Source organism: Xanthomonas nasturtii, from assembly GCF_001660815.1.
Lineage (GTDB): Bacteria > Pseudomonadota > Gammaproteobacteria > Xanthomonadales > Xanthomonadaceae > Xanthomonas > Xanthomonas nasturtii.
The window spans coordinates 58,770-70,723 of record NZ_LYMI01000006.1; the positions used below are offsets into that span (position 1 = coordinate 58,770).

An 11,954-nucleotide genomic window follows, 5' to 3' on the forward strand; every position below is an offset into this window, starting at 1 on the left:
TACGAGGTGTCATTTGTACGGCGTCAATGCGACCAATGGCGGCTGTCTAGCAGGGATTCATGCGGCGCATCGTTAGCTTGGCCGGCGTTGCCGCTGCCTGGCCCCTGTGTTGCCTCCCTTCCGCCACCGATCTTTCGATGAATTCCTTGCGTACCCAGCCCGCATCGCTCTCGCCGTCTGCCCCGATCACGTCGCGGGCAGGCGGACGCATCGCCGAGCTGGGCGTGTTCGTGTTGACCGCGCTGGTGGTCAGCATGCCGAGCGGGCTGCTGCCGTTCGGCCTGTGCCTGCTGCTTGGTTCGCTGGTCGGCTGGCGCAGCCTGCGTGACGGCATTGCTGCGGGCGATCGGTCGTTACGCGTGGTGGGGTGGCTGACGGTGGCGGTGATTGCGATGTCGCTGCTGTCGATCGCCTTGTTCGAACACGGGCTGCGCGATGTGGACAACCGCTCGCGCTTCCTGGTGCTGCCATGGGCGGCGCTATGGGCATACGCGTTGCAGCCGCGCCAGGTATGGCTGTGGCGCGGCGCATTGGCGGGCGTGTTCGCGGCGATGTTGATCGCGTTGTTGCAGGTAATGAACGGCGCCGCCCGCGCCGAAGGCTTCACCAACGCGATTGTGTTCGCCGACATCGCGCTGATGTTGCTGGTGGTGGCGGTGTTCTGCCGCCCGGCCGGCAATGTGCGGTGGTTGGTGGGCGCTGCATTCGCCACGGTGGCGGTGATCGTGCTCAGCGGCAGCCGTGGGGTGTGGTTGTCGCTGCTGGCCACGCTGGGCGTGCTGATCTGGGGCGCGCCGTGGCAGAGCGCGCGCATGCGCTTGCTGACCTTCATCGGCAGCGCGGTGCTGGCGGTGGGCGTTGTACTCAGCGTGCCGGCACTGACCGACCAGATGCGCCTGGGCGAACTACAGAGCGACCTGCAGCGTTACGAAGTCGGTGACAGCGATTCCTCGGCAGGCGCGCGCATCGAACGCCTGCACGTGGCCTGGGACACCTTGAAGGCGCATCCGCTGACCGGCGTGGGCGTTGGCCGTTTCGACGATGCCATGCATGACCTGCCGGCCTGTGCCGCCGACCCGGCCTTGTTCCGTTGCCATCTGGGGCACGCGCACAACGATCTGGCCGAATGGGGCGCCACCCAGGGCGTACCCGGCCTGTTGCTGCTGATTGCCGTCTACGGCGTGCCGCTGTGGGTGTTCGTGCGGCTGCACCGGCGCAGCGGGCAGAAGCAGTTCCGTGGCCCGGCCGCGGCCGGGGTCATGATCGTGATCAGTTACGCGTTGTGCGGGCTGACCCAGTCGATGTTCGCGCACCAGGTGTCAGCTAGCTTTTACACCGCCATGGTCGGCGTGCTGGTGGGTCTGGCGGCGCGGCAGGCCGCGCACGGTGTGGCGAGTACTCGCTAGCAGCGGTTGATCAGCCGGCTGCAGGTGGTGGATGCGCAAGCAGTGCGCGCGTTGAGCGACTGATAAACCACCGCGCAGACGCCGAATAGGCGCAGTTGCTGCGGAAATCGGCATGTCTTACGTATGCACGCCGACGTCGACGCACCGTTCGCGCCGCCCGCAGCGGCGTGACGGCCACTCGCCATCTTTTTAACCGCACCTACTCGCCACGCTGCTCCGGCACACGCGGCGGGTCCTGCACCGGTTGGTTGTGCTGCAACAGCCACAGCATGATGGTCTTCTGGCGCACGTAGTTGGCGCGCACGTAGGCGTAGATCAGCCCATGCCAGCCATCGCGAAAGCCGCCACGCAGCAGATAGCCGCGCCAGAAGCGCCATGCCGGCGCCAGCACCAGCTTGCTCCAGGTGGCGCGCTTGCCGCGTGCGTGTTCGTGTTCGGCCATCATCTGCGCGTAGCGCTGGGTTTTGGCCAGCTGCTGCATCAGCGAGCGGTACGGGTAATGGATCAGATCGCCCGCCAGTGTCGCCACGGCGCCATCCACGCTGGCGGCCTCATGGATTTCGCGCTTGCCGCGCCAGCCGCCACGGCGCCGATCGAACAGGCGCAGCACGCGGTCCGGATAGGCGTTGCCGTGGCGCAGGAAGCGCCCGAAGTAATCCGATAGCCGTGCGAAGCGATAGCCGGCCGCAGTGGCGAAACCGCCATCGCGCGCAGCAATGATCGCCGCACGCAGTTCATCGCTGATACGTTCGTCGGCGTCCAGGCACAGCACCCAGTCATGGCTGGCCTGTGCAACGCAAAATGCCTTCTGGCTGCGGTAGCCATCGAAGGCGCGTTGCAGCACGCGCGCGCCGTGTTCGCTGGCGATGGCTGCGGTGGCATCGGTGGAGCCGGAGTCCACCACCACGATCTCGTCGCAGAATGCCAGCGAGGTCAGACAGTCGCGTAGGCGATCGGCCTCGTTGAACGTGATAATGCAAGCGCAAATGCGAGGCCGTTCGTTGGGTGCGGTCGAAGAGGACATGTGATGGCCGATTACCTGCTGTTCGCAACGGAGCGTTACGCGTTGCCTATTCTGGCGCCATTGGCGCAGGCATTACAGGCCTGCGGGCATGCAGTGTCGGCCTGGTTCGAAGGCGGCGCACGCGGGCTGGCGCTGCCGGGCGTGCGCGAAGTTGGCCTGCGCGAGGCGCTGGCGTTGCGTCCGCGTGCGGTGTTCAGCGCGGCCAACTGGGTGCCGCCGTTTATTTCAGGCGCCAAAGTGCAGCTTTTTCACGGTTTCAATGTGCAAAAGCGCGAGGACAATCGCGGCCATTTCCGGGTGCGCGGCCTGTTCGATCTGTATTGCACGCAAGGCCCGGCGACCACTGCGCCATTTCGTGCACTGGCGCAGCGCGAGGGCCACTTTGCGGTGGTGGAAACCGGCTGGCCCAAGCTCGACCCGGTCTTTCGCGACGATGGCGGCCGTAGCGCCGCATTGCGCGCGCCGGCCGCTGGCCGCCCGGTGATCCTGTTCGGCTCCACCTTTACCGAGCGGCTGAGTGCGGCGCCTGCGCTCTACGACGAGATTGCCGCCGATATCGCGCGCGGCGCACACTATTGGCTGCTGACCTTGCACCCGAAGTGCGCACCGGAGCTGTTCGATCGTTATCGCGCACTGGCCGGCGCCAACGCGCGTTTCGTCGAACCCGAAGAGGTCATGGCTGCGCAGCGCGCGGCCGATGTGCTGGTCTCGGATACCTCATCGATCGTGTCCGAGTTCGTGGTGCAGCATAAACCGGTGGTGACCTTTCGCAACCGCGTGCCGCAGCCGCACATGCTCGACTTCCAGCAGGCCGAGCAGTTGCCGCAGCAGCTGGCACGCGCACTGGACCCGGACGCGGCGTTACGCAGCGCACTCGCCAGTTACGCCGATGCAATCCATCCGTATCGCGACGGGCACTCTTCGGAGCGGGTGATTGCCGCCACCGAGGACTTTATCGCCGGCAAGCTCGGCGTACTGCGGCGTAAGCCGGTGGGTGCGTTGTGGCGCGGGCTGCAGATCCGTCGCGAGCTCGGGTATTGGGGTCCGTCGCAGCGTTGATCGCTGCCAGTTGAGCGTTGACGAGAGGCTGCTGCTGGGCGGTTGACCCAATCCCGGTTCCCGGTTCCCGATTCCCCAATCACCAGCGCAGCTTGCGCCGTGCCAACGCCGCGCCGAGTTGCGCCTGCAGCGCCTGCGCCTGCGCGAACGGCACAAAACGCAGCCGCAAGGCCGGGCCGGTCGCACTGGCGCCTGCAGTATCCAGCCACAGCGTTGCAGTGCCCGAAAGCCGATCCAGCGGCGAGCGTTGCAATTGCAGCGCCTGCAGTTTGTCCAGCTCGGCCAGCCGCCACCAGCGCTTCCACCAGCCGCCGCGCACTGCAATAAAACGCGCATCCACCGCGTAGGCCATGCGCTGCACCTGGCGATGCGCCTTGAATGCGCTCCACGGCAGCCACACCAGCAACCACAAGGCCTGGCTGCCGAACTGCCACGCCAGGCCGGCCACCAGCGGCAGCAGCATCAACACGGTGGGCAAGCTCAATCGCCACCAGCAATGCGTGGCGATCGACTGCCACTGCGCCGGCGGCCATGCGATACCGGGCAGCAGGCGTTGCAGCAAGGCGTCGCAGCGCTGCGGGTCGGCAACCGGCGCGAGCTCTCTCAAGGCGCTGCCTTCGTTATCGCCGGTGCCGGCCACTGCTGTGTCCACGCGCAACTGGCGGCGCCCGAACAGGCGGTGCAGCAGGCCTTCGTACAGGGTCCACGACTGGATCCGCCGCAACGCCACGCTGCTGCGGATCCGCGTCAGCAGCCCGCGCTCCACGGTGAGGCGGCGCTCTGCCTCGCTCAGATGAAAGCCGTGGTACTGCGTCACCGCCAGGGCCACCGACAGCGCGCGCATTGCCATCAACACCGCGAGCGTGGCGACCACTGCCAGCGTGGCAGTGACCGCCACGCCGGGATGGATCTGGCTGACATAGCGATACGCCAGCTCGCCGTTGTGCTCGACGAAGTTGGACACCGTGCGGCGCGGAATCATCTGGTAGATCACGCCGAAGCTGGCGGCCACCACCACCATGCCGCGATTGGAGATCAGACCCAGCCGGATCACCTCCGCCAGCGGCAGGCGCAGCAAGCTGCCGCTGTTGTCGTCGATCTGCGGCGCCGTGGCGTCTGTGTCGGTTGCCCGGCGACGGATCAGATCTTCCAGCGCCAGTGCCTGATCCAGCCGCAACACACGCATTTCCGCTTCCGGCTTGTGGCCGCCGGCCGATTCCAGGCGCACCTCGGCCACGCCGGCCAGGCGGTGCAGCAGCGATTGATGCACCACCACGTTATGGATGCGCGCGAACGGAATATCGCGCCGGCTGCGCTCCAGCAGGCCGCTGCGAATCGCCACGCCATCGGTGCCGATGCGGTAGCGGTAGGTGAAGTAGCGCAACACCGAAATCGCCACCAGCACCGCGACCACCACGCCGGTGGCCACCTGGTCGGCGAAGTCGCGATGGCCATCGCGGCTGCCGAACAGGACCAGCGCGGCCAGCGGAATCAGGAACTGACGGATCTGCTGCAGCAACACGAACACCCACGACAACGGATGCAGGCGCTGCTCGTCGCCGCCGGGAGGCTCGATGGCGCTCATAGCGCGTCGTCGTCGTGATCGAGCTGACGCGCCAGGCGGTCGCGCAGGCGTTCGGCATCGTCCTGATCCAGCCCCGACACCGCCACCGCGTTGAGCCGGCTGCCGGCGGTGTGCACCACCAGCGTTGTCAGGCGGGTGGCGCGTTCGATCGGGCCGCGACGCAGGTCCACATGCTGCACGCGCGAGATCGGCACGCGCGTGTCGCTCTGCCACAGATGGCCGCGTTGCAGCGCCAGGCCGTGCTGATCGAGTTTCCAGTGGGTCAGCCGGTGCCGTTTGACCGCCAACCAGGCGCCCAGCAGCGCGATGACCACGGTCACGCCGAGCACCGCTGGCCAGTAATGCCAGGCATGCAGCCCGGTCACCGTGACCCCGGCGGCGATCAGGCCCGCGCATCCACCGCCGAGCGCGCCATTGACCGCCGCCACATACGCACCGCGGCGCGGCAGCGACTGCCACTGGCTAGGGTGGATGGCCGGCGCTTCTGCCGGAGCAGGGCTGACGATGACGTCGGGGTGCGGCGGTGGAGCGTCGTGCACGAGGCTGGCCTGCAGAAGCGGTGCGCAAGCATAGCCGGCCGCCGAGTGCAGGCGCACCCGGCGCCGGGCGCGCTATTGCGCGGCCAGGATCAGCGCATCCACATCCAGCGCATGCCCGGCGCGTGCGGCCTTGGTGCGCAGGTACTGCTCGTTTTCGGCGGTGATGTCGCCGGTGATCGGGATGCGGTCTTCGACCGCGATACCGGCCGCGCGCAGGCGCTCGGCCTTGGCCGGGTTGTTGGTCAACAAGCGGATGCGGCCGATGCCCAGCCCGCGCAACATCGCCACCGCGCTGCCGTAACGGCGCTCGTCCGGGCCGAAGCCCAGCTGCGCATCGGCGTCGATGGTGTCCAGCCCGGCATGCTGATACCCATAGGCGCGCATCTTGGCGGCGATGCCGGTACCGCGGCCTTCCTGATCCAGATACAGCAGCACGCCGCCGCCGAGCTCCTTCAGCTTGGCCAGGCCGTGTCGCAACTGATCGCCGCAATCGCATTTGAGCGAGCCGAACAGGTCGCCGGTCAGGCACGAGGAATGCACGCGCACCGGCACTGCGCCCGTCAGGTCCGGCTGGCCGACCACAATCGCCACCTGGTCGCGTTGCGCCACGCCGCCACGGAACACCACAAATTCGCTCATGCCCAAGCCGCGCAATGGCACCGGGGTGCGGGTCACCAACTCATAGCCGGCGGCCGCAGAGGTGGCGCAGCCGCCGCGCAGGTCGTCCAGCGCCAGCGACTGGCAGCCTGCGAAGGCGGCATGCTCATGCGCATCGCGCAGTTCCACCGCCAGCATTGCCGGCAGCAGCAAGCCCAGTCGCGCGATTTCCACACCGCCGGCATCCAGCGCATCGCCGGCAGTCCATTGGGTCGGCACCGGCGTATCGCGCAGGTAGGCCAGCGCAGCCAGCTGGTCGTAGCTATGCTCAGCCAAGGCCACGCGTGCGCCCTGCGGCGCGCTCAACCCCAGCACCTGGGCGCGGGTGGGCGTGACGAAGAGATAGTGGCGGCCCAGCGCGGCGCGGGCGAAGGCGGCGTACGACTGCGCGGTGCTGCTGTCCAATGCCAGCACGGCCCGCGCTTGCCCATCCGCCGCCGTCAGCAGCACCGGTCGCCCGGCACGCACCTCGGAGGCGGCGCGCTCGCAGCGGATCGCCGCCGGATCACCGAAGGCCTGTGCGCTGGGGAAGGGGACGGGGCTGCTCATGCACGACTCCAGATGGGGATTGCCACGGCCGCTTCAAGGCGGACGCCGCCGCGGCCGTTGCCTGCCGCGTGCGGCCATTGTCGCGTGGTTCGCAAGCGCCAGTCGCCACGGCCGGGTGGAACGCTGCATCCAGCCGCTGCCGACTGAGTGATGCGGCCTGCGCCGATTGGTTGCGTGCGGCCTGCGTTGTTCAGCGCCCGGCAATGCTTTCTAATCCGACGACCTCTACGTTCGTCGGGTCCCATGCACATTGTCGATTGCAGCCAGGCGCGCCACGCCGCCGCCATTCTGGACATCTTCAACGATGCCATCGCCCATTCCACCGCGCTGTACGACTACCGGCCACGGCCGCCGGAGAGCATGGTCGGCTGGTTCGCCACCAAGCAGGCGGGCGGCTTCCCGGTCATCGGCGTGGAGGACGCCAACGGCACCCTGATGGGCTTTGCCAGCTACGGCACCTTTCGCGCCTGGCCGGCATTCAAGTACAGCGTCGAGCATTCGATCTATGTGCACCGCGACCATCGCGGCAAGGGACTGGGACGCAGCTTGCTGCAGGCGCTGATCGCCGCAGCCGAGGAACGCGGCGTGCACGTGCTGGTTGGCGGCATCGATGCCAGCAACCAGGCCAGCATCGCCTTGCACGAACAGTTCGGTTTCACCCATGCCGGCACCGTGCGCGAGGCCGGGTTCAAGTTCGGGCGTTGGCTGGATCTGGCGTTTTATCAGCGCATCCTCGCTACGCCTGCCGACCCGTACGACGATTGATCTGCGTCGCTAGTGCGGATGCCGCTCGGTCGCATACGGGTTGGCCTCGCCACTGCCCGGCGGGCGCAGGGTGTAGCGCTTGTAGGTCCACTGGTATTGCGCCGGGTCGCGCCGGGCGATCCGTTCGATGCCGGCGTTGAGCGCACTGGCTGCGCGCACCGGGTCCGGGTCGGCCACGGCGGGGTCGGCCGGTTGCACGTGCAGCGCAAATTGCAGGTCGTCCCCGGCGCGTTCGCACCAGCCGTACAGCACGGTGGCGCCGGTGCGCTCGGCCAGCCGGTTGACCAGGGTCATGGTCAAGGCCGGGATGCCGAAGAACGGCGCAAACACGCCGTCGCCCATCTTCGGCTGCTGGTCGGGCAGGATGCCGACCGCGCCACCATCCTTGAGCACCTTGAACAACTGCCGCACCGCCGGGCCTTCGGCACGCACCTGACGCACGTTGTCGCCGCCGCGTGCCAGCTGCAGGAAACCATCCACCGCCTCGGATTCCGGCGGGCGGTAAACAATGGCGATGGGGCCGCGCTCGGACAGCCACTGGTTGAGCAGCTCCCAATTGCCGAAGTGCGGCGCGGCCACGATCACCCCGCGGCCGGAGGCCAGCGCCGCGTCGTACAGCTCCTGGCCGTTGCGTTGCAGGCGCGCCAGGTTGTCTGCCGGCGGGCGGGTCCAGGTGCGCAGCACTTCCAGGGTCTGGCGCGCGGTCGATTGCAGGACCTGTGCATGCAGCTGCGCGCGCTGCGCCGCGCCCAACTCCGGGTACGCCAACTCCAGATTCCGCCGCACCACGCGGGCTTCGCGTGCATTGAGCTTGCGCCAGCTCCAGGCCAGCGCATCGGCCACGCGTTTGAGCAGCGGCCACGGCAAGCGGCCCACGGTGGCGGCGGTGGCGTACAACAGGCGAGCGCGAACATCAGGTTTCATTCGCGCAATTCTAAACAGCGCGGCCGGCGAAGGCCCGCGCGTGACACTGCGGGCAGCGCTGGGCATGCTGCCCGCCACAGTTTGCTGCCCGAGAATGCCCATGCTTGCACTGATCCAGCGCGTCACCCGGGCCAGCGTTACGGTGGATGCGCAGACCGTCGGGCAGATCGGCCCCGGCTTGCTGGCGCTGATCGGGGTCGAACCGGGAGATGGCGAGGCGCAGGTCCGTCGCCTGGCCGAGCGCCTGCTCAGCTACCGCGTGTTCGGCGACGACGCCGGCAAGATGAACCGCTCGCTCACCGATACCGCCGGCGGGCTGCTTCTGGTGAGCCAGTTCACCCTCGCCGCCGACACCAGCTCCGGCAATCGGCCGGGCTTCAGCACCGCCGCACCGCCGCTGGAGGCTGAACCGGCGTTCAATCGATTGGTAGCGATCTGCCGCGAAAAACATCGCGGCGGGGTGGAAACCGGGCGCTTCGGTGCCCATATGGTTGTCGACCTGGTCAACGATGGCCCGGTGACCTTCCTTCTCAGGCCCTAGCCAGCGCTGCACCAGCGGTCTCGTCTTGAATCCGGCAGATGCGGCTTCACGCTGGTATAATGCTAGGTCTTCTTTCCAATCTCAAAGCCGGTGGCGCGAGCACTCATGGCCAACGAACGTCCTGCCCAGCAATCCGACATCAAGCTACTGATCAGCAAGGGCCTGGAACAGGGCTATCTGACCTACGCCGAAGTCAATGACCATCTGCCCGACGACCTCGTCGACCCGGAGCAGATTGAAGACATCATCAGCATGATCAACGGCATGGGCATCGATGTCCATGAAGTTGCACCCGATGCCGAAACCCTGTTGCTCAACGATGGCAACACCGGCAACCGCGAGGTTGACGACACTGCCGCCGAAGAAGCGGCGGCAGCGCTGACCGCGCTCGATACCGAAGGTGGCCGCACCACCGACCCGGTGCGCATGTACATGCGCGAAATGGGCACGGTCGAGCTGCTGACCCGCGAAGGCGAAATCGCCATCGCCAAGCGTATTGAAGAAGGCCTGAGCCAGGTTCAGGCGGCCCTGGGCGTGTTCCCGCTGTCGACCGAAATGCTGCTGGCCGATTACGAAGCGCACAAGGAAGGCAAGAAGCGTCTGGCCGAGATCGTGGTCGGCTTCAACGACCTGATCGAAGAAGCCGATGCCGCCGCCGCCGCGCTTGCGGCCGCCGGCCCGGTTGCCGTTTCCGAAGACGACGCTGCCGAAGACGACGACGACGACGACGGCGACGACGATGCTGCCGAAGAAGAGGCCGGCCCGACCGGTCCTGACCCGGTGGAAGTCGCCACGCGCATGGAGAACCTGGCCAACGAATACGCCAAGTTCAAGAAGATTTATGCCAAGAACGGCGCCGAGCACAAGCTGGTGGTCAAGGCGCGCGAAGACATGGCCGCCATCTTCACCACGCTCAAGCTGCCGCTGCCGCTGACCGACGCGCTGGTCACCCAGCTGCGTGGCGTGGTCAACGGCATCAAGGACCACGAGCGCAAGGTGCTGCACCTGGCTACCACCGTGGCACGCATGCCGCGCAAGGACTTCATCCGCTCCTGGGAAGGCAATCAGACCAACCTGGAATGGGTGGAAGACGCACTCAAGCGCAAGCAGAAGTGGTCGTCGGCGCTGCGCGACGTCAAGGACCAGATCGTCTCCGAGCAACAGGGCTCGATCGAGATGGAAAAGGCCAGCTACCTGACCCTGGGCGAGATCAAGGAGATCAGCCGTGCGATGGCCTATGGCGAAGCCAAGGCGCGCAAGGCCAAGAAGGAAATGGTGGAGGCCAACCTGCGTCTGGTCATCTCCATCGCCAAGAAGTACACCAACCGCGGCCTGCAGTTCCTCGACCTGATCCAGGAAGGCAACATCGGCCTGATGAAGGCCGTGGACAAGTTCGAATACCGTCGCGGTTACAAGTTCTCCACGTATGCAACGTGGTGGATCCGTCAGGCCATCACCCGTTCGATCGCCGATCAGGCGCGCACCATCCGTATTCCGGTGCACATGATCGAAACGATCAACAAGTTGAACCGCATTTCCCGCCAGATGCTCCAGCAGTTCGGCCGCGAGGCCACGCCGGAAGAACTGGCCAAGGAAATGGACATGCCGGAAGACAAGATCCGCAAGGTGATGAAAATCGCCAAGGAGCCGATCTCGATGGAAACCCCGATCGGCGACGACGAGGATTCGCATCTGGGCGACTTCATCGAGGACACCAATGTGGAGTCCCCGATCGACAACACCACCAACATCAATCTCTCCGAGACGGTGCGGGACGTGTTGGCAGGGCTGACCCCGCGCGAAGCCAAGGTGTTGCGGATGCGCTTCGGTATCGACATGAATACCGATCACACGCTGGAAGAGGTCGGTAAGCAGTTCGACGTCACCCGCGAGCGGATTCGTCAGATAGAGGCCAAGGCGTTGCGCAAGCTGCGTCACCCGAGCCGTTCGGAACAGCTGCGCTCGTTCCTGGATATCGACTGACACCGTAGCCGGCACCGTGCAGTGATCACACAACAGCCCTGCTTATGCGGGGCTGTTGCGTTTGTGGGCTAGGCAGCTCGCTACGCTCGGCTATCAGGCGGCGTCTTGCGAGACACGGCGCGTTGCGGAAATGACGCGTTGCCGCGTTCACGCACCGGCGACGAAGCCACACGGCCCCGCAACATTAAACCGAGCTTTCTACAAAGCTCACATGGCGTTGTGACCGCGACTTCTAAGTTGGCCAACGAATGGAAACGGGATCGTCTTATGAGTAGGCAAAGCCGCTTCGAAACCACCACGTACCGCGATCACGAGATCCGCGTACGTGCCGAACAGGCCTCGCCGACGGCCAAGTGGACGCTATGGGTAGACGTCTACGCCGACGGAGGCAGCACGCGCCTGCCGCGTATCAACGACCGGACCAAGACCTGGGACACGTTCCAAGACGCCATCGCGCAAGGCTTCCGCGAAGGTCGCCAGCTGATCGACAGGCAGCAGCAGATGGCGGATGCGTGATGGCTGCTCCGCCAGGGTATGTGTGCCGACCGAAGTGTGCCGATCGAACAGCACGTACAGCTTGAACGGCCCGGCTATCTCCGCGGCCGTGTGCAGCGCGGTTCGCGTGCAGCGCAGTCAGGTAGGGCTCTCGGAAAGCGGACGAAGGATGCAGCAAGTAAGCAGGTAGCAGCAGGCATCCAGCAGACAAGCTTGTTGGCAGACAGGTAAACTTGCCCCACTCCTGCGGGCCCGACGCATTGCATGCGGCACCAGCGAGCGCTGTGCAGCCGGGCCTATAGCTCAACGGTTAGAGCAGAGGACTCATAATCCTTTGGTTCCAGGTTCGAATCCTGGTGGGCCCACCATAAAATCAAAGGCTTAGCCCCGGCCAAGCGCCTTGATTCAGAGTTGCCGGGAAAATTGC

At 66.2% G+C, this 11,954-nt stretch carries 11 protein-coding genes and 1 tRNA gene; 7 read left to right on the forward strand and 5 right to left on the reverse strand.

Annotation, left to right across the window (positions count from 1 at the left end; all coding sequences use genetic code 11):
• Positions 1-137 precede the first annotated feature (137 nt).
• Complete coding sequence (locus tag A7D16_RS03050; RefSeq protein ID WP_064629706.1) at positions 138-1,406, forward strand: O-antigen ligase family protein; 1,269 nt, start codon at positions 138-140, stop codon at positions 1,404-1,406.
• Between the two features lie 199 nt (positions 1,407-1,605).
• Here the strand turns inward: A7D16_RS03050 and A7D16_RS03055 are convergent, their stop codons facing one another.
• Positions 1,606-2,430, reverse strand: a complete 825-nt coding sequence (locus A7D16_RS03055) for a glycosyltransferase family 2 protein (protein WP_064629708.1) — start codon at positions 2,428-2,430, stop codon at positions 1,606-1,608.
• Here A7D16_RS03055 and A7D16_RS03060 point away from each other — a divergent pair, their 5' ends adjacent.
• Positions 2,431-3,489, forward strand: a complete 1,059-nt coding sequence (locus tag A7D16_RS03060; RefSeq protein ID WP_095522236.1) for a CDP-glycerol glycerophosphotransferase family protein — start codon at positions 2,431-2,433, stop codon at positions 3,487-3,489. It abuts the gene before it with no gap.
• A 79-nt stretch (positions 3,490-3,568) separates the two neighbouring features.
• Here the strand turns inward: A7D16_RS03060 and A7D16_RS03065 are convergent, their stop codons facing one another.
• From A7D16_RS03065 to ribA, 3 genes are all read right to left on the reverse strand, one after another.
• On the reverse strand, positions 3,569-5,074 hold the full coding sequence (locus A7D16_RS03065) for a PH domain-containing protein (RefSeq protein WP_064629710.1): 1,506 nt from the start codon (positions 5,072-5,074) through the stop codon (positions 3,569-3,571).
• Positions 5,071-5,547 carry a PH domain-containing protein gene (locus A7D16_RS03070; protein ID WP_095522241.1) on the reverse strand — a complete coding sequence of 159 codons (477 nt, stop codon included), beginning with the start codon at positions 5,545-5,547 and terminating at the stop codon, positions 5,071-5,073. Before A7D16_RS03070 ends, A7D16_RS03065 begins: the two co-directional genes overlap by 4 nt.
• Positions 5,548-5,685: 138 nt before the next feature.
• A complete protein-coding gene (gene ribA, locus A7D16_RS03075) occupies positions 5,686-6,819 on the reverse strand; it encodes a GTP cyclohydrolase II RibA (RefSeq protein WP_064629714.1) in 1,134 nt (377 codons plus the stop codon).
• Positions 6,820-7,062: 243 nt separating this feature from the next.
• Here ribA and A7D16_RS03080 point away from each other — a divergent pair, with 243 nt between their 5' ends.
• Positions 7,063-7,584: a GNAT family N-acetyltransferase gene (locus tag A7D16_RS03080; RefSeq protein WP_064629716.1), complete on the forward strand. Its 522-nt coding sequence runs from the start codon at positions 7,063-7,065 to the stop codon at positions 7,582-7,584.
• Positions 7,585-7,593: 9 nt separating this feature from the next.
• Here A7D16_RS03080 and A7D16_RS03085 read toward each other — a convergent pair whose 3' ends face one another.
• Positions 7,594-8,610, reverse strand: coding sequence for a lauroyl acyltransferase (locus A7D16_RS03085; RefSeq protein WP_193395429.1), 1,017 nt, complete (start codon positions 8,608-8,610; stop codon positions 7,594-7,596).
• Here A7D16_RS03085 and dtd point away from each other — a divergent pair.
• The 4 genes from dtd (at position 8,609) to A7D16_RS03105 (ending at position 11,895) form a co-directional block, all read left to right on the forward strand.
• On the forward strand, positions 8,609-9,049 hold the full coding sequence (gene dtd / locus A7D16_RS03090; protein ID WP_064629720.1) for a D-aminoacyl-tRNA deacylase: 441 nt from the start codon (positions 8,609-8,611) through the stop codon (positions 9,047-9,049). The two genes, A7D16_RS03085 and dtd, sit on opposite strands and share 2 nt — an antisense overlap.
• Before the next feature lie 105 nt (positions 9,050-9,154).
• Positions 9,155-11,032: an RNA polymerase sigma factor RpoD gene (rpoD, locus tag A7D16_RS03095; RefSeq protein ID WP_064629722.1), complete on the forward strand. Its 1,878-nt coding sequence runs from the start codon at positions 9,155-9,157 to the stop codon at positions 11,030-11,032.
• Positions 11,033-11,170: 138 nt separating this feature from the next.
• Positions 11,171-11,548 (forward strand): DUF6566 family protein, encoded by a 378-nt coding sequence (locus tag A7D16_RS03100; protein ID WP_064629725.1) that lies wholly within the window; start codon positions 11,171-11,173, stop codon positions 11,546-11,548.
• 271 nt (positions 11,549-11,819) lie between these two features.
• Positions 11,820-11,895: transfer RNA gene (locus A7D16_RS03105), tRNA-Ile, on the forward strand.
• Positions 11,896-11,954: the final 59 nt, after the last annotated feature.